Source organism: Duganella phyllosphaerae (assembly GCF_001758785.1).
Taxonomy (GTDB): domain Bacteria; phylum Pseudomonadota; class Gammaproteobacteria; order Burkholderiales; family Burkholderiaceae_D; genus Rugamonas; species Rugamonas phyllosphaerae.
This window is the reverse complement of record NZ_LROM01000072.1, coordinates 96,899-119,922: the sequence shown is the minus strand read 5'-3', so window position 1 is coordinate 119,922 and position 23,024 is coordinate 96,899. Positions and strand designations below refer to the sequence as shown.

At 63.4% G+C, this 23,024-nt stretch carries 21 protein-coding genes; 20 read left to right on the top strand and 1 reads right to left on the bottom strand.

The annotated features are described in order from the left end of the window. The first annotated feature begins 59 nt into the window (after nucleotides 1-59). From pyrH to DUPY_RS09565, 16 genes are all read left to right on the top strand, one after another. A complete protein-coding gene (gene pyrH / locus DUPY_RS09640; RefSeq protein ID WP_070247605.1) occupies nucleotides 60-776 on the top strand; it encodes a UMP kinase in 717 nt (238 codons plus the stop codon). A gap of 32 nt (nucleotides 777-808) precedes the next feature. Next, a complete protein-coding gene (gene frr / locus DUPY_RS09635; protein ID WP_070247604.1) occupies nucleotides 809-1,369 on the top strand; it encodes a ribosome recycling factor in 561 nt (186 codons plus the stop codon). A gap of 126 nt (nucleotides 1,370-1,495) precedes the next feature. Further along, nucleotides 1,496-2,248, top strand: a complete 753-nt coding sequence (uppS, locus tag DUPY_RS09630; protein ID WP_070247603.1) for a polyprenyl diphosphate synthase — start codon at nucleotides 1,496-1,498, stop codon at nucleotides 2,246-2,248. Beyond that, nucleotides 2,248-3,084 (top strand): phosphatidate cytidylyltransferase, encoded by an 837-nt coding sequence (locus tag DUPY_RS09625; RefSeq protein WP_070247602.1) that lies wholly within the window; start codon nucleotides 2,248-2,250, stop codon nucleotides 3,082-3,084. Before uppS ends, DUPY_RS09625 begins: the two co-directional genes overlap by 1 nt. Before the next feature lie 11 nt (nucleotides 3,085-3,095). Next, complete coding sequence (gene ispC / locus DUPY_RS09620) at nucleotides 3,096-4,289, top strand: 1-deoxy-D-xylulose-5-phosphate reductoisomerase (RefSeq protein ID WP_070247601.1); 1,194 nt, start codon at nucleotides 3,096-3,098, stop codon at nucleotides 4,287-4,289. Next, nucleotides 4,286-5,680, top strand: a complete 1,395-nt coding sequence (gene rseP / locus DUPY_RS09615; protein WP_070247600.1) for an RIP metalloprotease RseP — start codon at nucleotides 4,286-4,288, stop codon at nucleotides 5,678-5,680. The genes ispC and rseP overlap by 4 nt, the downstream gene beginning before the upstream one ends. An 85-nt stretch (nucleotides 5,681-5,765) precedes the next feature. Further along, nucleotides 5,766-8,102, top strand: coding sequence for an outer membrane protein assembly factor BamA (bamA, locus tag DUPY_RS09610; protein ID WP_070247599.1), 2,337 nt, complete (start codon nucleotides 5,766-5,768; stop codon nucleotides 8,100-8,102). A gap of 65 nt (nucleotides 8,103-8,167) precedes the next feature. Then, nucleotides 8,168-8,683: an OmpH/Skp family outer membrane protein gene (locus DUPY_RS09605; RefSeq protein ID WP_070247598.1), complete on the top strand. Its 516-nt coding sequence runs from the start codon at nucleotides 8,168-8,170 to the stop codon at nucleotides 8,681-8,683. A gap of 12 nt (nucleotides 8,684-8,695) precedes the next feature. Next, nucleotides 8,696-9,748, top strand: a complete 1,053-nt coding sequence (gene lpxD / locus DUPY_RS09600; RefSeq protein WP_070247635.1) for a UDP-3-O-(3-hydroxymyristoyl)glucosamine N-acyltransferase — start codon at nucleotides 8,696-8,698, stop codon at nucleotides 9,746-9,748. After that, nucleotides 9,745-10,239 carry a 3-hydroxyacyl-ACP dehydratase FabZ gene (gene fabZ, locus DUPY_RS09595; protein WP_070247597.1) on the top strand — a complete coding sequence of 165 codons (495 nt, stop codon included), beginning with the start codon at nucleotides 9,745-9,747 and terminating at the stop codon, nucleotides 10,237-10,239. Before lpxD ends, fabZ begins: the two co-directional genes overlap by 4 nt. 2 nt (nucleotides 10,240-10,241) lie before the next feature. Then, the gene (gene lpxA / locus DUPY_RS09590; protein WP_070247596.1) at nucleotides 10,242-11,030 is read left to right on the top strand and encodes an acyl-ACP--UDP-N-acetylglucosamine O-acyltransferase; all 789 of its coding nucleotides are present in this window, start codon (nucleotides 10,242-10,244) and stop codon (nucleotides 11,028-11,030) included. After that, on the top strand, nucleotides 11,014-12,174 hold the full coding sequence (gene lpxB, locus DUPY_RS09585) for a lipid-A-disaccharide synthase (RefSeq protein ID WP_070247595.1): 1,161 nt from the start codon (nucleotides 11,014-11,016) through the stop codon (nucleotides 12,172-12,174). Before lpxA ends, lpxB begins: the two co-directional genes overlap by 17 nt. A 124-nt stretch (nucleotides 12,175-12,298) precedes the next feature. Continuing rightward, entirely contained in the window at nucleotides 12,299-12,949 is a 651-nt protein-coding gene (gene rnhB, locus DUPY_RS09580) for a ribonuclease HII (RefSeq protein WP_070247594.1), read from the top strand. Continuing rightward, nucleotides 12,946-13,731: a TrmH family RNA methyltransferase gene (locus DUPY_RS09575; protein WP_070247593.1), complete on the top strand. Its 786-nt coding sequence runs from the start codon at nucleotides 12,946-12,948 to the stop codon at nucleotides 13,729-13,731. The genes rnhB and DUPY_RS09575 overlap by 4 nt, the downstream gene beginning before the upstream one ends. 21 nt (nucleotides 13,732-13,752) lie before the next feature. Beyond that, complete coding sequence (locus DUPY_RS09570; protein ID WP_070247592.1) at nucleotides 13,753-14,946, top strand: EAL domain-containing response regulator; 1,194 nt, start codon at nucleotides 13,753-13,755, stop codon at nucleotides 14,944-14,946. Between the two features lie 122 nt (nucleotides 14,947-15,068). Next, nucleotides 15,069-17,483, top strand: a complete 2,415-nt coding sequence (locus DUPY_RS09565) for a catalase (RefSeq protein WP_070247591.1) — start codon at nucleotides 15,069-15,071, stop codon at nucleotides 17,481-17,483. A gap of 36 nt (nucleotides 17,484-17,519) precedes the next feature. Here DUPY_RS09565 and ppsR read toward each other — a convergent pair whose 3' ends face one another. Then, entirely contained in the window at nucleotides 17,520-18,368 is an 849-nt protein-coding gene (gene ppsR, locus DUPY_RS09560; RefSeq protein WP_070247590.1) for a posphoenolpyruvate synthetase regulatory kinase/phosphorylase PpsR, read from the bottom strand. A 167-nt stretch (nucleotides 18,369-18,535) separates the two neighbouring features. Here ppsR and ppsA point away from each other — a divergent pair, with 167 nt between their 5' ends. The 4 genes from ppsA to DUPY_RS09540 all read left to right on the top strand — a co-directional run bounded on the left by ppsA (nucleotide 18,536) and on the right by DUPY_RS09540 (nucleotide 23,022). After that, nucleotides 18,536-20,968 (top strand): phosphoenolpyruvate synthase, encoded by a 2,433-nt coding sequence (gene ppsA, locus DUPY_RS09555; RefSeq protein ID WP_070247589.1) that lies wholly within the window; start codon nucleotides 18,536-18,538, stop codon nucleotides 20,966-20,968. A 168-nt stretch (nucleotides 20,969-21,136) separates the two neighbouring features. Further along, on the top strand, nucleotides 21,137-21,580 hold the full coding sequence (locus DUPY_RS09550) for an NfeD family protein (protein WP_070247588.1): 444 nt from the start codon (nucleotides 21,137-21,139) through the stop codon (nucleotides 21,578-21,580). 25 nt (nucleotides 21,581-21,605) lie between these two features. Next, nucleotides 21,606-22,568, top strand: a complete 963-nt coding sequence (locus tag DUPY_RS09545) for an SPFH domain-containing protein (protein WP_070247587.1) — start codon at nucleotides 21,606-21,608, stop codon at nucleotides 22,566-22,568. Between the two features lie 10 nt (nucleotides 22,569-22,578). Further along, nucleotides 22,579-23,022, top strand: a complete 444-nt coding sequence (locus DUPY_RS09540; RefSeq protein ID WP_070247586.1) for a DUF4259 domain-containing protein — start codon at nucleotides 22,579-22,581, stop codon at nucleotides 23,020-23,022. Nucleotides 23,023-23,024: the final 2 nt, after the last annotated feature.

Sequence of the window (23,024 nt, the reverse complement as noted above, 5' to 3'; positions counted from 1 at the left end):
TCAAGGTATGATAGGCGCCGGCAGCCCCCCCAACCCACCATATTTAGGAGCCCCGTCTCATGTCCAAACCAGCCTACAAGCGTGTCCTCCTCAAACTGTCCGGCGAAGCGCTGATGGGCGACGACGCGTACGGTATCAATCGCAGCACCATCGAGCGGATGGTGGCTGACGTGGCCGAGGTCGCGAAACTGGGCGTGGAACTGGCGATCGTCATTGGCGGCGGCAACATCTTCCGTGGTGTCGCCCCTGGCGCCCAGGGCATGGACCGCGCCACCGCCGACTACATGGGCATGCTGGCCACCGTCATGAACGCCCTGGCCCTGGCTGACGCCATGCGCCACGTCGGCATCACCGCGCGCGTGATGTCGGCGATCGGCATCGAGCAGGTGGTCGAGCCGTATGTGCGCCCGAAAGCGCTGCAGTACCTGGAAGAAGGCAAGGTTGTCGTGTTCGCCGCCGGCACCGGCAACCCGTTCTTCACCACCGACACCGCGGCCGCCCTGCGCGGTGCGGAAATGAGCGCCGAAATCGTTCTGAAGGCAACCAAGGTCGATGGCGTGTACACTGCCGATCCGAAGAAAGACCCGAACGCCACGCTGTACCACAAGATCAGCTTCGACGAAGCGATCGCCAGCAATCTGCAAGTGATGGACGCCACCGCCTTTGCGCTGTGCCGCGACCAGAAACTGCCGATCAAGGTGTTCTCGATCACCAAGCCCGGCGCGCTGATGCGCGTGATCATGGGCGAGGATGAGGGTACACTGGTTCACGTTTAAGATTTACACCATCCGTATACAGGAGAGCAGCAATGTCCGTAGCTGACGTTAAAAAGAATGCGCAAGAGCGCATGACCAAATCGCTGGAAACCCTGCGCGCCGACCTGGCCAAGGTCCGCACCGGCCGCGCCCACACCGGCATCCTCGACCATGTCATGGTCGAGTACTACGGTTCGCCGACCGCGCTGTCGCAAGTGGCTGGCATCAACCTGATCGACGCCCGTACCATCGGCGTGCAGCCGTTCGAAAAGCGCATGGCTGCCACCATCGAAAAAGCCATCCGCGACGCCGACCTGGGCCTGAACCCGTCGGCGCAGGGCGACGTGATTCGCGTGCCCACCCCGGCGCTGACCGAAGAACGCCGCAAGGAAATGGTCAAGCTGTGCAAGAGCGAAGCCGAAGACGCGAAAATTGCCGTGCGCAACATCCGCCGCGACGGTAACGAATCGCTGAAAAAGCTGGTCAAGGACAAAACCATCTCGGAAGACGACGAGCGTCGTGCTGTCGATGATGTGCAGAAGCTGACCGACAAGTTCATCGCCGACATCGACAAGATGGTGGCGGAGAAGGAAAAAGAAGTCCTGACGGTTTAACCCTTCACGCCGAGGCGCCAGCGACCACCTTGTCATTCGCGCTCCAGCGAATGGCAAGTTGGCGCTGGCGTCTTGTCTTTTTCCGTTCCACCTGCAATACTTTATTCCTTTGGCAGCAAAGCTTTCATGAAATATACGAGTTCGACTACCGAGGTCCCGGACGCACCGCAGGTGCCGCGTCATGTCGCCATGATCATGGACGGTAACGGCCGCTGGGCCACCAAGCGCTTTTTGCCGCGCGTCGCCGGTCACGTCAAGGGCGTCGAAGCGGTCCGCAACGTGGTCGAGGCCTGCATCAACCGCGGCATCGAGTACCTCACCCTGTTTGCCTTCAGTTCCGAAAACTGGCGCCGCCCGGAAGAGGAAGTGTCCCTCCTGATGCGCCTGTTCATGACCGCGCTCGAGCGCGAAGTGTCCAAGATGCACGCCAATAACATCCGCCTGCGCGTGGTGGGCGACCTGACCCGTTTCGACGACAAGCTGCGCACCATGATCGCCAACGCCGAGCGCAAGACCGCCAACAACACCAGCCTGACGGTCACCATCTGCGCCAACTACGGCGGCCGCTGGGACGTCATGCAGGCCGTGGGCAAGATGGTTGCCGCCCATCCCGGCGCCACCGATTTTTCCGAGGAACAGCTGGCGCCGCACCTGGCCATGGCGTACGCGCCGGAGCCCGACCTGTTCATCCGCACCGGCGGCGAGCAGCGCATCTCCAATTTCCTGTTGTGGCAACTCGCGTACACCGAGCTGTTCTTCACCGACACGTACTGGCCCGATTTTTCGATCGAGCGCCTCGACGAGGCGATCGCCTCCTACCAGCACCGCGAACGCCGCTTCGGCCGCACCGGCGCGCAACTGGCAGAAAAGAAAAACTGATGCTGAAAACACGGATTATTACCGCTCTGGTCTTGCTGGCGGTGTTGCTGCCAGTCCTGTTCTTCCAGTATTTCCCCGCCTTTGCCGTGGTCGTTACGCTGTTCCTCGGCGCGGCCATCTGGGAAGGTGCGCGCATGTTCGGCCTGAAAGACAGCCCGGCCCGCATTGCCGGCATCGTCGGCGCGCTGCTGTTCGTGGCGCTGCTGTACAAGGCCCAGCCCGGTTCCGCAACCGCGCTGTACGCGATCGCCTCGCTGCTCTGGCTGATCCGCTACGCGCCGTCGCTGGGCCTGGGCTTGCCCCAGCTGGGCACGGCCGCCAACTGGTCGATGGCGCTGACCTTCAGTTTTGCCGTGTTCGTCTGCTTCTTCGCCATCGTCGGCCTGTACCTGCGTTCGCCCGTGTACCTGCTGTCGGTGCTGGTGCTGGTGTGGATTGCCGATATCGGCGCCTACTTCTCCGGCAAGGCCTTCGGCAAGCGCAAGCTGGCGCCCACCATCTCGCCCGGCAAATCGTGGGAAGGCGCGATCGGCGGCGGTATCGCCGTGCTGGTCATCGCCATCATTTCCATTGTTGCGGCGGGCGGCGTGCCGTGGCTGCAAGACACCTTTGCCGTGCGCCTGCAGGCGCGCTTCGGCTGGGGCGTGACCATCGTGGCGCTGCTGCTGATCGTAGCCGCGTCCGTGATTGGCGACCTGTTCGAATCCCAACTCAAGCGCCGTGCGGCCATCAAGGACAGCAGCAACCTGCTGCCCGGCCATGGCGGCGTGCTCGACCGTGTCGATGCGCTGATCCCCGTGCTGCCGATCGCCGCACTGATCTCGGCCTGGCTCTGAAAGAACTCCTTATGCAACGCATCACCATCCTTGGCGCCACCGGTTCGATCGGCGTGTCCACGCTGGACGTGCTCGCCCGTCATCCCGAGCGCTACGCTGTCTATGCCTTGTCCGCGCACAGCCGCGTCGATGCGCTGGCTGCGCAATGTATCGCCTTCAAACCGCAGCGTGCGGTGGTCGGCACCGCCGAGGCGGCAGGGCGCCTTGCCGCGCTGCTGCGCGCCGCCAACGTCAACACCGAGGTGGAATACGGCGAAGCTGCGCTGTGTGCGATTTCGTCGGCGCCCGAAGTGGACAGCGTGATGGCGGCGATCGTCGGCGCCGCCGGCCTGGCGCCAACCCTGGCCGCAGCCCGCGCCGGCAAGAAAATCCTGCTGGCCAACAAGGAAGCGCTGGTCATGTCCGGCCAGCTGTTCATGGATGCCGTGGCCGAATCGGGCGCCATCCTGCTGCCGATCGACAGCGAACATAACGCCATTTTCCAGGCCATGCCGCAATTTGGCGGACGCATGCCGGCCGTGCGCGATGCCGGCGCCGGCGTCGCCAAGATCTTGCTCACCGCGTCCGGCGGGCCGTTCCTCACGCGCGACGTTGCCACCCTCGAGGATGTCACACCCGAGCAGGCCTGCAAGCACCCCAACTGGTCGATGGGCCGCAAGATTTCGGTCGATTCGGCCACCATGATGAACAAGGGCCTGGAAGTGATCGAGGCGCACTGGCTGTTCGGCGCCCCGGCCGACCGCATCGAGGTGGTGATCCACCCGCAGTCGGTGATCCACTCGATGGTGTCTTACGTCGATGGGTCGGTGCTGGCCCAGCTGGGCAACCCGGACATGCGCACGCCGATTGCCCACGCGCTCGCTTACCCGGAACGCATCGCGTCCGGCGTGGCCCAGCTCGACATTACCGAGATCGCCACCCTGCAATTCCACCGTCCCGACTATGCGCGCTTTCCGTGCCTGGCGCTGGCGTTCGACGCCTTGCGCGCCGGCGGCACGGCGCCGGCGCTGCTCAACGCCGCCAACGAAGTGGCGGTGCAGGCTTTCCTCGACCGCAAGATCGGCTTCCGCCAGATCGACCGCGTGATCGCGCAAGTGGTGGACCAGTTGCCGCATGGCGCTGCCGACAGCATCGACATCGTGATGGCCCAGGATGGCGCTGCCCGCGTGGCCGCTGAAGCCGTGATTGCCGGACTCGTTCAATGAATTTCCTGACCACCATCCTGGCCTTTGCCGTCTGCCTCGGCTCGCTGATCACGATCCACGAGCTTGGCCACTATCTGGTGGCGCGCTGGTGCGGTGTGAAAGTGCTGCGGTTTTCGGTGGGCATGGGTAAAGTCGTGTGGTCGCGCCGCTTCGGTCCTGACCAGACCGAGTGGGCCATCTCGGCCTTGCCGCTGGGCGGCTACGTCAAAATGCTCGACGCCCGCGAAGGCGACCTGGCCAGTATTCCGAAAGAAGACCTGGCGCGCGAGTTTACGCGCCAGAATGTCTGGAAGCGCATCGCCATCGTGGCCGCTGGCCCGCTGGCCAATTTCCTGGTCGCCATCGTGCTGTTCGCCGGCCTGTACATGCATGGCGTGCAGGAGCCGGCCAGCAAGATCAGCGTGCGCGCGCCCGCCGGCCAGGACGCCGACCGCACGCCCGCCGCCATTGCCGGCCTGCGCAGCGGCGACCGCATCACGGCCGTCAACGGCGAGCCGGTTTCGGCCTGGTCCGAACTGCGCTGGAACTTGATGCAGGCGGCCGTTGACAAGCGCCAGGCCAGCCTGGCCGTGGAACGTTACGGCTATGGTCACATTACCGCCGTGGTGCCGGCTGCGACCATGGCCGCGCTCGACCTCGAAGGCGACATCGTCGGCAGCCTCGGCATCGATGTCTCGCGGCCGTCGCCGGTAGTGCAGCAAGTGCTGCCGGGCGGCGCCGCCGAGCGCGCCGGGCTGCAAGCGGGCGACCTGCTCAAAAGCGTCGATGGCGTGGCGGTGCAGGACGGTATCGCCTTCATCAACCTGGTCCGTGCGGCGCCTGGCAAGACCATGCAGGTCAATGTCGAGCGTGGCAGCGAGGTGCGCACGCTGGCGGTCACGCCGCAGGCCGAAGCACTGCAAGGCGCGGACGGCGAAAAGTCGGGTAAGCAAGCTGTAACAGTCGGTAAGATCGGCGCTTACGTTGCCTTGCAGCCGGATATGATCACCGTGCCCTCGGGCCCGGTCGCGGCGCTGGGCAAGGCGATCGAACGGGTATGGGATACCTGCGCGATGACGCTCAAGATGATCGGCAAGATGGTCACCGGCGAAGCGTCGCTCAAGAATGTCACCGGTCCGATTACAATTGCCGACTACGCCGGCCAGACTGCACGCATGGGCGTGGCCAGTTATTTAAGCTTCATTGCCTTCATCAGTATCAGCCTGGGCGTAATGAATTTGCTACCGATTCCCGTTCTAGACGGGGGGCATTTGCTGTATTATTCGCTGGAAGTTTTAACCGGGCGACCCGTGTCCGAGCGCGTGGCGGAATTTGCCCAGCGTATCGGCATCGGTTTATTGATGACATTGATGGTGCTGGCGGTATTTAACGACATCACCAGGCTCATGTAAGAATATATAAACCACCCGGTTGCAGTAATAACTAACAGTTACATGGTTACACGTAGTTCGTTGAATGAGACATTGAATAACCCCGATGAAATTATATTCTGACCGTATTACTCCATCTTCCATGCGCCGCAGTCTGATCGGCACCGCTGTATTGGCGCTTTGCGCCGGCAACGCCATGGCGATCGAACCCTTTGTGATCAAGGACATCCGCGTCGAGGGCATCCAGCGGACGGAAGCCGGTACGGTCTTCAGCTACCTGCCGGTGCGCGTGGGCGAGACCTTCAACGACGATAAGAGTATCAGCGCCATCAAGGCCCTGTATGCCACCGGTTTCTTCAAGGACGTGCGGCTGGAAGCGGACGGCCAGGTGCTGGTAGTGCTGGTCGAAGAGCGCCCGGCCATCTCCAAGGTGGAATTCACCGGTACCAAGGAATTCGAAAAGGACGTGCTGGTCAAGGCGCTGAAAGACATCGGCGTGGGCGAAGCGAAGATCTTCGACAAGGCGTCCGTGGACCGCGCCGAGCAGGAACTCAAGCGCCAGTACCTGTCGCGCGGCCTGTACGGCGTCAAGCTGGTCACCACCGTCACGCCGCTCGAACGCAATCGCGTCAACATCACGTTCGCGGTGGACGAGGGCGAAATCGCCAAGATCAAGCAGATCAACATCATCGGCAACAAGGTCTTCTCGGACAAGGAACTGCGCGAACAGCTGGCGCTCAACACCGGCGGCTGGTTCAGCTGGTACACCAAGGCCGACCAGTATTCCAAGACCAAGCTGACCGGCGATATCGAGTCGCTCAAATCGTTCTACCTCAATCGCGGCTACATCGAGATGAACATCGATTCCACCCAGGTCTCGATCACGCCCGATAAAAAAGACATCTACATCACCATCAACATCACCGAGGGTGAGAAGTACAACGTTGCCGACATCAAGTTCGAGGGCGAGACCTTCGGCCGCGAGGACGAGCTGCGTTCGCTGGTGTTGCTGCGCAAGGGCTCGGTGTATTCGGGCGAACTGCTCACCGCCACCAACAAGCTGATCTCCGATCGCCTGGGCACGTTCGGCTACGCCTTCGCCAACGTCAACGCCAACCCGGACATCAACCAGGAAAAGCGTGAAGTGAGCTTTACCTTCATGATCGATCCGGGCAAGCGTGCCTATGTGCGCCACATGAATATCGCCGGCAACACCACCTCGCGCGACGAAGTGATCCGCCGCGAGTTCCGCCAGTTCGAATCGTCCTGGTACGACGCCAACAAGATCAAGCTCTCGCGCGACCGCGTCGACCGCCTCGGCTACTTCAAGGACGTGACGATCGATACGCCGGAAGCGCAGGGCACTTCCGACCAGGTTGACGTCAACCTCACCGTGGTGGAAAAACCGACCGGTAACTTCACCATCGGCGGCGCTTTCTCGCAATCGGAAAAATTCACGTTCCAGGCGGCGATCCAGCAGGCCAACTTCGCCGGCTCGGGCACCACCGTGGGCATGGAGCTGAACACCTCCAAGTACAGCCGCACGATTTCGTTCTCGCAGTTCGACCCGTACTACACCGACGACGGCATTTCGCGTTCGTACGAGGTGTACCTGCGTACCCAGCGTCCGCCTGCGCTCAACATCGGTAGTTACACCATCAAGCAAAAGGGCGGCCGCATCAGCTATGGCGTACCGTTCTCGGAAACCGACACCGTGTTCCTCGGTATCGGCCTCGAGCGCTCGTCGATCGAAACCGACTCGACCTCGCCGACCCGGTTCCAGCAATACGTGACCGACGTCACCGGCAATCCGTCCGGCATCGGCAAGGCCGAGACCAACGCCGTGCCGCTCACGCTGGCATGGTCGCGCGACAGCCGCGACTCGGGCCTGACGCCGTCGATCGGCCGCTACCAGCGCCTGAACCTCGAACTGGACGTGATCGGCAAGCAGAAATACTACCGCGCCATCTACGAGCACCAGTACTACAAGCCGATGATCTGGAAGACCGTGCTGGCGCTCAAGGGTGAGCTCGATTACGGCCGCGGCCTCGGCGACACGCCGTACCCGGTGTTCAAGAACTTCTACGGCGGCGGTATCGGTTCGGTGCGCGGCTACGAGAGTTCGTCGCTGGGTGCGGTCGATTCCCGCTACGGCGATGCCCTGGGCGGCGCCGCGCGCGTGATCGGCAACGCCGAGCTGCAACTGCCGTTCCCCGGTTCGGGCAAGGACCGCAGCTTGCGCTGGTTCGGCTTCCTCGATGCTGGCCAGGTGTACCAGGAAGGCGAGAAGCTGCGCTACTCGCAGCTGCGCTACTCGGCCGGCCTCGGTATCAGCTGGATCTCGCCGGTGGGCCCGCTCAAGTTGAGTTATGCTAAGCCCCTGAACGCCAAGCCGACCGACCGCCTGGAACGCTTCCAGTTCCAGATGGGTAGCGGTTTCTGACCTGCACCCCGGCCCGGCACTCTATATTTAATCGGAGAATCAAGTTGAATACTGCATCCGCCACGATGACCAAATCTATTGCCGCCACGCTCGCCCTGGCGGCCATGGGCTGGTGCGCCGTCGCGCCGGCGCACGCGCAGACCTCGCTGTCGCGCATCGCCTGGCTCAGCCCGGAGCGCATCTATAACGAGTCCAAGCTGGCCAAGCTGGCCAGCGAAAAGCTGCAGGAAGAGTTCAAATCGCGCGAAAAAGCCATGTCCGAAATGGAAGGGCGCCTGAAGGCCGCTTCCGCCAAGCTGGAAAAAGACGCGCCGGCGCTGTCCGAAGCCGAACGCACGCGTCGCCAGCGCGACGTGTTCGATCTGGACAAGGAATTCCAGCGCCGCCAGCGCGAGTTCCGCGAAGACCTGAGCCAGCGCACCAACGAGGAACGCCAGGCCATTTCCGACCGCGCCACCAAGATCATCCGCCAGATGGCCGATACCGAAGGCTTCGATATCGTGCTGCAAGATGCGGTATGGGCCAGCAAGCGTATCGACATCACCGAAAAGGTGTTGGCAGCGCTCGACAAAGACAAGTAAAAAAGGACCATGATGGGCACTCGACTGGGCACATTGGTCGAACGCTTCGGTGGTGAGTTGATGGGGGACCCGGACCTGGAAGTGACCGGGATCGCTCCATTGGCCGATGCCGGCGTTTCGCACATCAGCTTTCTCAGCAATAGCAAACTGCGCGCCCAGGCGCGCGACAGCCACGCGGCGGCCCTGATCGTCGCCGCCAAGGATGACGAATTCATCGCCGCCGGTTACACCGGCGCGCGCATCGTTGTCCCCAACCCCTACGTGTATTTCGCCCGCGCGGCGCAGTATTTCGAATCGCTCACGGCCTTCGTGCCGGCCCCCGGCGTGCATCCGAGCGCGGTGGTGGCCGCTGACGCCCACGTTGCCGCCAGCGCCCACATCGGCGCGCGCGTGGTGATCGAAGCGGGCGCCGTGATCGGCGAGCACGCGGTGATCGACGCCGGCTGCTACATCGGCCGCGAAGCCGAAGTGGGCGAGGGCACGCATTTCTTTGCCAACGTCACGTTTCACGCCCATTGCATCATTGGCGCGCGCGGCATCATCCACTCGGGCGCCGTGATCGGCACCGACGGTTTCGGCTTCGCCAACGAGGCCGGCGTGTACATCAAGATCCCGCAAACCGGCCGCGTGGTGATCGGTGACGACGTCGACATCGGCGCCAACACCACCATCGACCGGGGCGCGCTGGCCGACACCATCATCGAAGACGGCGTCAAGCTCGACAACCAGATCCAGATCGGCCACAACTGCCATATCGGCGCCCACACGGCCATGGCCGGGTGCACCGGCGTGGCCGGCAGCGCCAAGATTGGCAAGTACTGCACCTTCGGCGGCGCGTCGATGGTGCTCGGCCACCTGACCATCGTCGACCGGGTGCACGTGGGCTCGGCGTCGATGGTGTCGCGCTCGATCCTGGAGCCGGGCCAGTACACGGGCTTTTATCCGCTGGCCAAAAACGCCGAATGGGAAAAGTCGGCCGCCATCGTGCGCAACCTGCCCGGCATGCGCGAGAAAATCCGCGCGCTGGAAAAAATTATCAAGACCAATAAAGAAAACGAATCATGACCACTACCCAGCCTGACACCGCCAAGACCATGGACATCTGCGAAATCAAGTCCTACCTGCCGCACCGCTACCCGATGCTGCTGGTGGACCGCGTGCTCGCGTACGAAGAAGGCAAGTCGATCACCGCGATCAAGAACGTCACCGTCAACGAAGAGTTCTTCAACGGCCACTTCCCGCACAAGCCGGTCATGCCTGGCGTGCTGATGATCGAAGCGATGGCGCAGACCGCTGCGCTGCTGTCGTTCAAGACCATGGGCATCAAGCCTGACGAAAGCTCGGTCGTGTACTTCGTCGGTATCGACGGCGCCCGCTTCAAGCGCCCGGTCGGTCCTGGCGACCAGCTGAAGATGGACGTGGAAATCCTGCGCAACGCGCGCGGCATCTGGAAATACAAGGCCGTGGGCACGGTCGATGGCCAGGTGGCCGTGGAAGCGGAACTGATGTGCACCATCCGCAGCGTTGCGGACGCCAGCCAGCCTGCGGGGCAGTAATCATGGGCACCATCCACGCCACCGCAGTCATCGATCCGAAAGCGCAGCTCGATAGCAGCGTCGACGTCGGCGCGTACACGGTCATCGGACCGCACGTGCAAATCGACGCCGGCACCGTGGTCGGTCCGCACGTGGTGATCGAAGGCCACACCACCATTGGCCGTGACAACAAGCTGTTCCAGTTCTCGTCGATCGGCGCTGCGCCGCAGGATAAAAAATGGGCGGGCGAACCCACCCGCCTGACCATCGGCGACCGCAACACGATCCGCGAATTTTGCACCTTCAACACCGGCACGGTGCAGGACAAGGGCGTCACGTCGCTGGGCAACGACAACTGGATCTCGGCGTACGTGCACCTGGCGCACGACTGCCAGGTGGGCAGCAACACCATCTTCTCGAACAATGCGCAGATCGCTGGCCACGTGGAAATCGGCGACTGGGTGATCATGAGCGGTTTCGCCAATGTCCACCAGTTCTGCAAGATCGGCGCCCATGCGTTCGTGGGCATGAGCACCAGCCTGACGCAGGACGTGCCGCCGTTCGTGCTGTTGAACGGTAACCCGGCGCAGGCGCACGGCGTCAATATCGAAGGCCTCAAGCGCCGCGGCTTTACGCGCGAAGAGATCAACGGCGTCCGCACCGCTTACAAGCTGCTGTACCGCTCGGGCCTGACGCTGGAAGAAGCCAAGGCCGCGTTGCTGGCCGAAGAGCAGGCCACGCCGGGCGCGGCAGTGCACATCCGCGCCATGCGCGAATTCCTCGATACGGCGTCCCGTGGCATCGTCCGCTGACAATCTGTCGCTGGCGATGGTCGCCGGAGAACCATCGGGCGACCTGTTGGCCGCCCGTTTGCTTTCCGGCCTCAAGCCGCACATCCCCGGCGCCCGTCTTCGCGGCATCGGCGGCGAGCATATGATCGCCCAGGGTTTCGAATCGCATGTGTCGATGGACAAGCTGACCGTGCGCGGCCTGCTGGCCGTGATACCACGGTACCGCGAGATCAAGGGTATCCAGAACCAGTTGCGCGACCAGTTGCTGGCCGACCCCCCGGCGGCCTTTATCGGCGCCGACTATCCCGGTTTTAACCTGGGGCTGGAAGAGCAGTTGAAGGCGGCGGGTATTCCCACCATCCACTACATCGGGCCGCAGATCTGGGCCTGGCGCGGTGGCCGCATCAAGAAAATCATCAGGGCCGTTTCGCACATGCTGGTGGTGTTCCCGTTCGAGGAAGAAATCTATCGCCAGGCCGGCGTGCCGGTGACTTACGTGGGCCATCCGCTGGCCGAGGTGATCCCGATGGCGCCGGACGAGGCGGGCGCGCGCGCCAAGCTCGGCTTGCCGCAGGACGCCAACGTGGTCACCATCATGCCCGGCAGCCGCATGTCCGAGCTCAAATACAATACGGTGGCCTTTGTGCAGGCGGCCAAATTGCTCAAGCAGCGCGACCGCTCGCTGCGATTTGTCGCGCCGATGGCCGGCGAACGCCAGCGCCGGTATTTCCTGGAACTGGTGGCGCAGGCGGGCTTGCAGGACGTGGAAATCGACCTGCTCGACGGCCAGTCGCACACGGCGATTGCCGCCGGCGACGCGGTGCTGGTGGCCTCCGGTACGGCGTCGCTGGAAGTGGCGCTGTTCAAGAAGCCGATGGTGATTGCCTATAAAATGATGGCGCTGGAGTGGCAGATACTGCGCCACTTCGGCTACCAGCCGTGGGTAGGGCTGCCCAACATCCTGGCGCGCGAATTCCTCGTGCCCGAGATGCTGCAGGACGCCGCCAACCCGCAAGCGCTGGCCGACGCCATGTGGCAGCAGCTGTCCGACGCGCCGCACCGGCTGCGGCTGGCGCAGCGTTTTACCGACATGCATCACAGCCTGCTGCGCAACAGCGCGGTGGAGAGTGCGGCGGCGGTGCTCAAAGTGATCGGCCGCGGCTAGCGCATTGGATTCCCGCCTGCGCGGGGATGACGGCGTTGAGGCCGCTGGCTCTGGTTCCGTCATCCCCGCGCAGCCGGGGATCTAATTTGTACGCATTAAATTGAATTAACAGTCAGAGTAAAACGTGAAAAACCCAACCCCCGGCCTGTTCGACGACATACCCGACTCCCCCGACGAAATCATCTGCGGGGTGGATGAAGCCGGCCGTGGGCCGCTGGCCGGCCCGGTGTTTGCCGCCGCCGTCATCCTCGACCCGAACCGCCCCATCCTGGGCCTGCGCGACTCCAAAAAACTCACCGAAGCCAAGCGCGATCTGCTGGCCCCGGTGATCAAGTCGCAGGCACTGGCGTGGGCGATTGCCCAGGCGTCGGAGGACGAGATCGACCAGCTCAATATTTTGCAGGCGTCGATGCTGGCCATGCGCCGCGCGGTCGAAGCGTTGTCCACTGTGCCCACGCTGGCCCTGATCGACGGCAACCGCTGCCCGGTCATGCGGATCCAGTCGATCGCCGTGATCGGCGGCGACGACAAGGTCGATGCCATCTCGGCCGCATCGATCCTGGCCAAGACCGCGCGCGACGCCGCGCTGGTGCAGCTGCACGCGCAGTATCCGCATTACTGCTTCGACCAGCACAAGGGCTACGGCACCGCGCTGCACCTGGCGCGTTTGCGTGAGCATGGCGCGTCGCCGGTGCATCGCCGCTCGTTCGCACCGGTACGCGCCGTGCTGGCCCTGCAAAGCGGCGTGACCATCCAGATCGAGGTGGGCGCATGAAGACCATCACCTCGCGCGACAATGCGCAGTACAAGGACCTGGTCAAACTGGCCGGCAGCGCCCAGGCGCGCCGCAAGTCGGGCCGCACCCTGCTCGACGGCGTGCACCTGTGCCAGTCGTACCTGCAACTGCGCGGCGCGCCCGAGCAGTGCATCGTCGGCGAAACCGCGCTGCACAACCGGGAAGTGATGGAGATCGTCGGCGCGCTGCAGGCGCAACACGCGCACGTACTGGCCTTGCCCGATGCGCTGTACAACGCGATTAGCCAGGTGGAGCACGGCGTGGGCGTGATGTTCTTGATCCCCACGCCGGAACGCGTTGTGACCGAGCCGCTCAAGGTCTCGGCGGTGCTGCTCGACGGCGTGCAGGACCCCGGCAACGTCGGCTCGATCCTGCGCAGCGCGGCAGCGGCTGGCATTACGCAAGTGTACTGCAGCGCCGGCACTGCGTTCTGCTGGTCGCCCAAGGTGCTGCGCGCGGCCATGGGCGCCCACTTCGTGCTTGATATCTTCGAGAATGTCGATCTGCCAGCGCTGGTGTCGAATTCGCAGGTGCTGTCGCTGGCCACCAGCGGCTACGCCACGCAGCGCCTGTATGATGTGAACCTGCGCCAGCCGGTGGCGTGGCTGTTCGGCCACGAAGGGCAGGGCGTGGCGCACGACCTGCTGGCGCTCGCTTCCCACCAGGTCGTGATTCCCCACGCGGGCCAGGTGGAGTCGCTCAACGTCGCCGCTTGCGCAGCAGTATGCTTTTTCGAACAACTCAGGCAGAATCAGGGCTAGGCAGTTTCCACCGGAGCAGTTATGGATATCGGGCAGTTGCATTTTCTGGTCGCTGAAGGAGACGACGCGCAGCGCCGTGTGCTGGTCGATATCCTGCAGCGCCTGGGCGCGGTCCAGATCACCGAGGCGGCCGACGGCGACACCGCGCTGCGCTGCCTGGGCCTGCGCCACCAGCCGGCCGTCAATGTCATCATCCTCGACTTGCAGGTGCCTGGTACCGACGCGCTGGAAGTCATCCGCCGCATGGGCGACCTGCAAAGCCGCTCCGGCCTGATCATCTTCGGTTCGCAAACCAATTCCGTGCTGTTCTCGATCGAGTCGATGGCCGACGCCTTCGGCCTCAATGTGCTGGGCGTGATGACCAAGCCGCTGATCGCCGGCCGCCTCGAGGCCGTAATCGCCAGCCATCTGAAACCGCCAGAAGTGCGGCCTGCGCGTACGCCCACGCTGTCGTTCGCGGAGGTGGGGCACGGCTTGAACAACAACGAGTTCGCGCCGCACTTCCAGCCCAAGATCGAACTCGAAACCGGGCGTGTGAAAGGGCTGGAGATGTTCGCGCGCTGGCGCCATTCGCGCTACGGCATTCTCGGCCCTGCGTCGTTCATGCCGGCGCTGGTGGAAAACCACCGCATCGATTTTCTGGACTGGGCGCTGATCGAAAAATCGGTGCAGGCCTGTCGCCGCCTGCACGACGACGGCATCCCGATTTCGTTCTCGGTCAACGTCGATCCCAGCACGCTGGCGCACCCGCAGTTCATGGAGCAGATCGACGCCTGCCTGGAGCGCCACCGCATCATGCCCGACTATCTCACCTTCGAGATGACGGAAAAAGCGGTGCTCACCACCACGCCGCACTTCCTGGAACGGCTGCTACGGCTGCGCATGAAGGGTTTTGGCCTGGCCATCGACGATTACGGCACCGGCCTGATCAACCTGCAACTGCTGGCGCGGGTGCCGTTCTCGGAGCTGAAAATCGATCGCAGCTTTGTCGATGGCGCGTTCCGCAAGCCGGCCATTGCCACCGTGCTGCGCTCGTGCCTGGGCCTGGCGCGCAGCCTGGAACGGCGCTCGGTGGCGGTGGGCGTTGAGACCAAGCAGGACTGGGATTTCCTGCAGGGACTGGGCTGCACGTATGCCCAGGGCTATTACATCGCCAAGCCCATGCCGGTCGAAGAATTTCCCGACTGGCTCTCCGACTGGCGCCATTTTTTCTAGTCGTTTTCCCCGGGAATTCCTGTTCTCCCCGCGCTTGACCGACATCAAGCGGCGTCAGCCTCAGAATCGCAAACTCGACCTCGGTCCTCCGTGTTGAGGGGACGCCAGACGAGGAGCGCGAGATGGCCAAACGTAAAAGCAATGGCGGCGATGTGGATGGTGCAGGCTCGGTCCTGAGCACTGTTGGCGGCCCGTCGAAGGCGCCGCGCCCGTCGCGCCTGGGACCACCCAACCCGATCGCCAGCCAGTTGATCGAGAAGGTCGTCAGCGACGCCCAGTCGGCCGCCGAGATGCCGTACAACACCACCAAGGCGCTCGAATACGGCGACGCCGCCTACGTGCCGCACGAGGGCGACACCGAAACCCCGACCTCGCCGCTGGCCACGGCCAGCACCAGCACCGAGACCGTGGCCTCGCCCAAGGTGGGCGCCGGCCAGCCCGACCTGGGCGACAATCCGCTCGACGGCCCGCTCGACCGGGTACGGGTGGACGACAGCGGCCGCATGCTCACCACCAACTTCGGCGTGCCGGTGGCGGATAACCAGCATAGTCTGAAAGCAGGCCTGCGCGGCCCGACGCTGATGGAAGACTTCATCCTGCGCGAAAAGCTCACCCACTTCGACCATGAACGGATACCCGAACGCGTGGTCCATGCGCGCGGCTCGGCGGCCCACGGCTACTTCGAGAGCTACGACGACCTGTCGGCGATCACCCGCGCCGCGCTGTTCGGCGCGCCGGGCAAGCGCACCCCGGTGTTCGTGCGGTTTTCCACGGCGGTGGGCGAGCGCGGTTCGGCCGATACCGTGCGCGACGTGCGCGGCTTTGCCGTCAAGTTTTATACGGAGCAGGGCAACTGGGACCTGGTGGGCAATAACATTCCGGTGTTCTTCATCCAGGACGCGATGAAGTTCCCGGACGTGGTGCACGCCCTGAAGCCGGAACCGCACCACGCCATGCCGCAGGCCCAGAGCGCGCACGATACCTACTGGGACTTCGCCTCGCTCAGTCCCGAAATCGCCCACATGCTGCTGTGGCAGATGTCGGACCGGGCCATCCCGCGCAGCTACCGCACCATGCAGGGCTTTGGCGTGCATACGTTCCGGCTGGTCAATGCACGTGGCGCGTCGGTGTTCTGCAAGTTCCACTGGACCCCGCTGGCCGGAACTCATTCTTTGGTGTGGGACGAGGCGTTGCGCATCGCCGGCGCCGATCCGGATTTTCACCGGCGCGACCTGTGGGAAGCGATCGACAGCGGCCAGTTCCCCGAGTGGGAGCTGGGCTTGCAGGTGTTTTCCGAAGCGCAGGCGGCGCGCCTGCCGTTCGATGTGCTCGACGCCACCAAGCTGGTGCCGGAAGAGCTGGTGCCGCTGCGCGCTGTGGGCAAGCTGGTGCTCAATCGCAACCCCGACAACTTTTTCGCCGAGACCGAGCAGGTGGCGTTTTGCGCTGCCCACGTGGTGCCGGGCATCGACTTTTCCAACGACCCGCTGCTGCAAGGCCGTCTGCACTCGTACATCGACACCCAGCTCACGCGCCTGGGTGGCCCCAACTTCCACGAGATTGCGATCAACAGCCCGGTGGCGCCCATCCACAACAACCAGCGCGAGGGTTTTCACCGCCAGCAGATCAACCGCGGCCGCGTCAACTACGACCCCAATTCTCTGGCGGGCGGCTGCCCGTTCCAGGCCGGCGCACGCGGCTTTGTCAGCGTGCCGGAAGCATCGCAGGGTAATCAGGTGCGCGGCAAGCCCGCGCTGTTCGCCGACCACTATTCACAGGCGCGCCTGTTCTGGATCAGCCAGGCGCCGGTCGAGCAGGACCACATCGTGCAGGCCTTCCGCTTCGAACTGACGCGGGTGCAGACGCCAGCGGTGCGTAAGCGGGTGCTGGCGTTGCTGGCCAGCGTGGACGAGGTGCTGGTCACGCGCGTGGCCGCCAGCCTGGGGATGGACGTCCCGGCGCCGCTGCCGCCCGCCACCGATCGCCCGCCGCATCCGTATTCGCCGTCGTCGCCGCTGTCGCTGCTCAGTCGTCCCGGCAGCGTGGGAATCGCCACGCGGCGGGTGGCGCTGCTGGTGGCGCCGGGCGTGGACGGTCCGCAAACGCGCAAGCTGTATGCGGCGCTGCTGGACCTGGGCGCGGCGCCACGGCTGGTGGGGGAACAGATCGGCAAGGTGGCCGCCAGCGACGACGCGCCGCTGGACGTGGAACTCAGTTTCGAGGCGGGACCGTCGGTGCTGTTCGATGCGGTGATCGTGCCCGATTATCCGGACGGCGAATGCACGCTATCGCGCGATGCGCGCGCGCTGGAATTTTTGAGGCTGCAGTTTCGCCACCTCAAACCCATGCTGGCGGTGGGCAGCGGCGCGGTGCTGCTGCGCACCGCGCGCATCCCGGACCGGCTGCCCGATGGTGAGGCGGATCCCGGAGTGATCGCGGCTGACAGTTGCGACCTGGCTGACGCGCTGGCGCAGTTCGTGGCTGTGCTGAGCCGCCACCGGGTTTACGTTCGCGATACCGATCCGCCGCGCTTGTAGGGAGCCCAGCCCGCGACCCCGGTAGGCCGTGCGGGTTCAATAATCGCGCCGGTCGGGCTTGATCTCCTGCAAAATCGTCGTGGAAATCTCCTCGATCGACTTGGTGGTGGACGACAGCCAGCGGATCCCCTCGCGCTTCATCATGGATTCCGCTTCGTTGACCTCGTAGCGGCAGTTCTCGATCGACGCGTACTTGCTGCCGGCGCGGCGTTCGTTGCGGATCTCGGTCAGGCGCTCCGGCGTGATGGTCAGGCCGAAAATCTTCGACTTGAATTCGTACAGCGACGACGGCAGGCGACCGCGCTCGAAGTCGTCGGGAATCAGCGGGTAATTGGCCGCCTTGATGCCGTACTGCATGGCCAGGTACAAGCTCGTTGGCGTTTTGCCCGAGCGCGACACGCCGACCAGGATGATGTCGGCCGAAGCGAGGTTCTTGTGCGACTGGCCGTCGTCGTGCGCCAGCGAGAAGTTGATCGCCTCGATGCGATTCTTGTATTCCTCGCTGTCGACGATATTGTGCGAGCGGCCGATGGTGTGGGTCGACTTGACATTCAATTCTTGCTCGAGCGGCGCCACGAAGGTCTGGAACAAGTCCATATACATGCCCTTGCAGCGGCTGATCACGTCCGACAACTCGGTTTGCACCAGCGTGGAAAAAATGATCGGGCGCTGGCCGTCGGTCACGAACGCCTCGTTGATTTTACGGGCGGCGTCGTGGGCCTTGTCGAGCGTGTCGATGAAGGGCAGGCGGATCTGGCGGAAGCGCAGCTCGAACTGGGTAAGCACCGAGTGACCAAAGGTTTCCGCCGTGATGCCGGTGCCGTCGGAAACGAAGAACACCGTGCGTGATGCTGTAGGGAAAGTTGAGCGTTGTTCTTGTGTCATGGTTTTGTATGCCTGTCTTGTTTGGGAATCGTCAATTATCGTTACAGGCTGTAGAATGGTTGCCAATAGCATGATTGTGGTGCACGACGACCAGAATAACAAGAACAAGCAAAACGGAGACGTCTGCACCCGGCTGAAAGATTTCTATCATCAAAAAGGTGTTTTTTATGTCTAACGCAGCATTGAAGGAGCAGGCTGGCGAAGCGGTTTACGTCGCATCGTTTGAAAATTTGCGCATGACCGACGTTGAGTCGGTCGGTGGCAAAAACGCGTCCCTGGGCGAAATGATCAGCCAGCTCGCTGGCGCCGGCGTGCGTGTGCCTGGCGGCTTTGCCACCACGGCGCAGGCATTCCGCGACTTCCTCACCCACAGCGTCGACGGCGGCAAGCCGCTGGCAGACCGCATCGCCGACCGCCTGGCCGACCTGAACATCGACGACGTGCGCGCGCTGGCGCAAGCGGGCTCCGAGATTCGTGGCTGGATCATCGAAACTCCGTTCCAGCCACGCCTGCAGGCCGATATCACGGCCTTCTACGAGCGCCTGGTCGCCGACTCCACCACCGAAATGTCGTTTGCCGTGCGTTCGTCGGCCACTGCCGAAGACTTGCCTGATGCGTCGTTCGCCGGTCAGCAGGAGTCGTTCCTGAACGTGGTCGGCATCGACAACGTGCTCGAAGCGATGAAGCACGTGTTCGCGTCGCTGTACAACGACCGCGCCATTTCGTACCGCGTGCACAAGGGCTTTACCCACGCCGAAGTGGCGTTGTCGGCCGGCGTGCAGCGCATGGTCCGTTCCGACCTGGGCGCCGCCGGCGTGATGTTTACCATCGATACCGAATCGGGCTTCAAGGACGTGGTGTTCGTCACCTCGAGCTATGGCCTGGGCGAGACCGTGGTGCAGGGCGCCGTCAACCCGGACGAATTCTACGTGCACAAGCCGATGCTGGAAAAAGGCAAATCGCCTGTCATCCGCCGCAACATCGGCTCCAAGCTGATCAAGATGGAATTCACCAACGAAGCCAAGGCTGGCCGCTCGGTGAAAACCGTGGACGTGCCGGTGGAACTGCGCAACCGCTACTCGCTCAACGACACCGAGGTGGTGGAGCTGGCCAAGTACGCTGTCATCATCGAAAACCACTACGGCCGTCCGATGGACATCGAGTGGGGCAAGGATGGCCGCGACGGCAAGCTGTACATCCTGCAGGCGCGTCCTGAAACCGTCAAATCGCAGCAGAAAGCGACCGACGTGCAGCAGCGCTTCAAGCTGAAATCGACCGGCACCGTGCTGACGTCCGGCCGCGCCATCGGCCAGAAGATCGGCGCCGGCCCGGTGCGCGTGATTACCGACCCGTCGGAAATGGAACGCGTGCAGCCTGGCGACGTGCTGGTGGCCGACATGACCGACCCGAACTGGGAACCGGTCATGAAGCGCGCCTCGGCGATTGTCACCAACCGTGGCGGCCGTACCTGCCACGCGGCGATCATCGCGCGCGAGCTGGGCGTGCCGGCAGTCGTCGGTTGCGGCGACGCCACCGAAGTGCTCAAGGACGGCACGTTTGTGACCGTCTCGTGCGCCGAGGGCGACGAAGGCAAGATCTACGACGGCCTGCTGGAAACCGAAATCTCGGAAGTGCAGCGCGGCGAACTGCCGAAACTGCCAACCAAGATCATGCTCAACGTCGGTAACCCGCAGTTGGCGTTCGATTTCCAGTCGGTGCCGAATGCCGGCGTGGGCCTGGCCCGCCTCGAGTTCATCATCAATAACAATATTGGTGTGCACCCGAAAGCGATCCTGGAATACCCGAACATCGACGCCGACCTGAAAAAAGCGGTGGAGTCGGTCGCGCGCGGCCACGCTTCGCCGAAAGCCTTCTACGTGGACAAGCTGGCCGAAGGTATCGCCACCATCGCTGCTGCCTTCTGGCCGAAAAAAGTCATTGTGCGCATGTCGGACTTCAAGTCCAACGAGTACAAGAAGCTGATCGGCGGTTCGCGCTACGAGCCGGACGAAGAAAACCCGATGCTGGGCTTCCGTGGCGCTGCGCGCTACCTGGCCGAAGATTTTGCCGGCGCCTTCGAGATGGAATGCCTGGCCATGAAGCGCGTGCGTAACGACATGGGCCTGACCAACGTCGAGATCATGGTGCCGTTCGTGCGCACCCTGGGCCAGGCCGAGAAGGTCGTGAACCTGCTGGCCAAGAACGGCCTGGTACGCGGCGAAAACGACCTGCGCCTGATCATGATGTGCGAAGTGCCATCGAACGCGATCCTGGCCGACCAGTTCCTCGAGTTCTTCGACGGCTTCTCGATCGGTTCCAACGACCTGACCCAGCTGACCCTGGGCCTGGACCGCGATTCGGGCATGGCGCTCTTGGCAGCCGATTTCGACGAGCGCGATCCGGCCGTCAAGGCCTTGCTGTCGCTGGCCATCAAGGCGTGCCGCGAAAAGGGCAAGTACATCGGCATCTGCGGCCAGGGTCCTTCCGACCACCCGGACTTCGCCGTGTGGCTGATGGAGCAGGGCATCGAATCGATGTCGTTGAACCCGGACTCGGTGATCGACACCTGGCAAAAGCTGGCGAGCCTGCAGCCTAAATAATGTAGCAACTAAGAGTTGACGCAAGACAAAAATGGTTTAGACTGGAGTTAATGAATTTAGTAGCTTTTTACTCCACACAAACCGCTCTTGCATCCGAGACCCTCGTGGCCCATATTGGGCTCCGGGGGTCTTTGTATTTAAAAACAGCTAACCACACGAGGAGACATCATGGCTGACTGGAGTTTCTGGCTGATCGCCGCCGGCGTCGCGGTAACCGTCGAACTGTTCATCGGGACCTTTTACCTCTTGATGATCGCCGTGGGCCTGGCGTTTGGCGCGCTGGCTGCTGCCATCGGGCTGGCGCTGCCGATCCAGACCATGCTGGCCGCCATCGTTGGCGTGGCCGCCACCATCGGCCTGCGCCGCAGCCGTTTCGGCAAGATGGGGTCGCGCACCGACGCCGAGCGCGATCCCAATGTCAACCTCGACATCGGCCAGGCCATCATCGTGCCGGCCTGGCAGGATGGCGTGGCCCGCGTGATGTATCGCGGCGCGCTGTGGGACGTGGAGCTCGACCGCGCTGCGGCTGCGGCAACGGCTACCCATGCGCCCGCACCTGGCAAGTACATCATCCGCGAAGTGCGCGGCAGCCGCTTGATCGTGACAGCGTAAATTAATTTCAAACGAAGGAGACGTAATGGATATCAGTTTCGGCAATGTGACCCTGGTGCTGTTTATATTGGCGCTGGTGTTTGTATTCAAGACCATCAACGTAGTGCCGCAGCAGCACGCGTGGGTGGTGGAGCGGCTTGGCAAATACCATGCGACGCTGGGACCGGGCCTCAATATCGTGATCCCGTTCGTCGACCGCATCGCCTACAAGCACGTATTGAAAGAGATCCCGCTCGACGTGCCGCCGCAGGTCTGCATCACGCGCGACAACACGCAGCTGCAAGTGGACGGCATCCTGTACTTCCAGGTGACCGACGCCATGCGCGCCTCGTACGGCTCGTCCAACTACATCGCCGCCATCACGCAGCTGGCGCAAACCACCCTGCGCTCGGTGATCGGCCGCATGGAACTCGACAAAACGTTTGAAGAGCGCGACCATATCAACACCACCATCGTCAACGCCATCGACGAATCGGCGTCCAACTGGGGCGTGAAGGTGTTGCGCTACGAGATCAAGGACTTGACGCCGCCAAAAGAGATCCTGCACGCGATGCAAGCGCAGATTACCGCCGAGCGCGAAAAGCGCGCGCTGATCGCTGCCTCGGAAGGCCGCAAGCAGGAGCAGATCAACATCGCCAACGGCGAACGCGAAGCGCAGATCGCCCGTTCCGAAGGCGACAAGCAGGCCGCCATCAACCGCGCCCAGGGCGAGGCGGCAGCCGTGGTGGCGCTGGCCGAAGCGAGCGCCAATGCGCTGCGCCAGGTGGGCGCCGCGATCCGCGAACCGGGCGGCGAAGACGCCGTCAACCTGAAGGTGGCCGAGCAGTACGTGGAAGCGTTCGGCAAGCTGGCCAAGACCAACAACTCGATCATCGTCCCGGCCAACCTGGGCGACATCAGCGGCTTGATCGCCACTGCGATGCAGGTCGTGAAGTCGCAAACGATGGCGCAAAAAGAGCTGCCGCTGGTCAAACCAGCGCGGCCATAAGGAGCAACGCATGGGTACCTGGGCGGTAGACGCTTTCGGCAACGACTTCGCCCAGGACTGGGCCGAGGATTTGCACGAGACAACCAATATGGACGCCATCGAGAACACGCTCGAGACGGCGCTGGCTGACGCTGGCGCCGAACTGGAAGCGCCGCTGGCGGCCGAAGCGCTGGCCGCGATCGAAGTGCTGGCGCGGCTGCAAGGCAAGGGCGGCGAGCGCACCGAGGACAGCGCGTCGGTGGACGAGTGGGTGGATGCGCGCAAGGCGGCGGCAGAGGCCAAGGCCAAGGCCAAGGGCCCAGTCAAAGCGCGCGCCGACCTGTTGGTCAAGGCGCAGCAGGCGCTGGCGCGCATCGTCTCCGAGCAATCGGAGCTGCGCCAGTTGTGGGAAGAGAGCGAGCATTATGCCGAATGGCGCGCCACCGTCGACGACCTGGCCGCGCGGCTGGCGTAAGG

Excerpts from the sequence above, each read along its gene's own strand:
- pyrH (WP_070247605.1), top strand. The coding sequence starts at position 60 with ATGTCCAAACCAGCCTACAAGCGTGTCCTCCTCAAACTGTCCGGCGAA.
- frr (WP_070247604.1), top strand. The coding sequence starts at position 809 with ATGTCCGTAGCTGACGTTAAAAAGAATGCGCAAGAGCGCATGACCAAA.
- uppS (WP_070247603.1), top strand. The coding sequence starts at position 1,496 with ATGAAATATACGAGTTCGACTACCGAGGTCCCGGACGCACCGCAGGTG.
- DUPY_RS09625 (WP_070247602.1), top strand. The coding sequence starts at position 2,248 with ATGCTGAAAACACGGATTATTACCGCTCTGGTCTTGCTGGCGGTGTTG.
- ispC (WP_070247601.1), top strand. The coding sequence starts at position 3,096 with ATGCAACGCATCACCATCCTTGGCGCCACCGGTTCGATCGGCGTGTCC.
- rseP (WP_070247600.1), top strand. The coding sequence starts at position 4,286 with ATGAATTTCCTGACCACCATCCTGGCCTTTGCCGTCTGCCTCGGCTCG.
- bamA (WP_070247599.1), top strand. The coding sequence starts at position 5,766 with ATGAAATTATATTCTGACCGTATTACTCCATCTTCCATGCGCCGCAGT.
- DUPY_RS09605 (WP_070247598.1), top strand. The coding sequence starts at position 8,168 with ATGACCAAATCTATTGCCGCCACGCTCGCCCTGGCGGCCATGGGCTGG.
- lpxD (WP_070247635.1), top strand. The coding sequence starts at position 8,696 with ATGGGCACTCGACTGGGCACATTGGTCGAACGCTTCGGTGGTGAGTTG.
- fabZ (WP_070247597.1), top strand. The coding sequence starts at position 9,745 with ATGACCACTACCCAGCCTGACACCGCCAAGACCATGGACATCTGCGAA.
- lpxA (WP_070247596.1), top strand. The coding sequence starts at position 10,242 with ATGGGCACCATCCACGCCACCGCAGTCATCGATCCGAAAGCGCAGCTC.
- DUPY_RS09575 (WP_070247593.1), top strand. The coding sequence starts at position 12,946 with ATGAAGACCATCACCTCGCGCGACAATGCGCAGTACAAGGACCTGGTC.
- DUPY_RS09570 (WP_070247592.1), top strand. The coding sequence starts at position 13,753 with ATGGATATCGGGCAGTTGCATTTTCTGGTCGCTGAAGGAGACGACGCG.
- DUPY_RS09565 (WP_070247591.1), top strand. The coding sequence starts at position 15,069 with ATGGCCAAACGTAAAAGCAATGGCGGCGATGTGGATGGTGCAGGCTCG.
- ppsR (WP_070247590.1), bottom strand. The coding sequence starts at position 18,368 with ATGACACAAGAACAACGCTCAACTTTCCCTACAGCATCACGCACGGTG.
- ppsA (WP_070247589.1), top strand. The coding sequence starts at position 18,536 with ATGTCTAACGCAGCATTGAAGGAGCAGGCTGGCGAAGCGGTTTACGTC.
- DUPY_RS09550 (WP_070247588.1), top strand. The coding sequence starts at position 21,137 with ATGGCTGACTGGAGTTTCTGGCTGATCGCCGCCGGCGTCGCGGTAACC.
- DUPY_RS09545 (WP_070247587.1), top strand. The coding sequence starts at position 21,606 with ATGGATATCAGTTTCGGCAATGTGACCCTGGTGCTGTTTATATTGGCG.
- DUPY_RS09540 (WP_070247586.1), top strand. The coding sequence starts at position 22,579 with ATGGGTACCTGGGCGGTAGACGCTTTCGGCAACGACTTCGCCCAGGAC.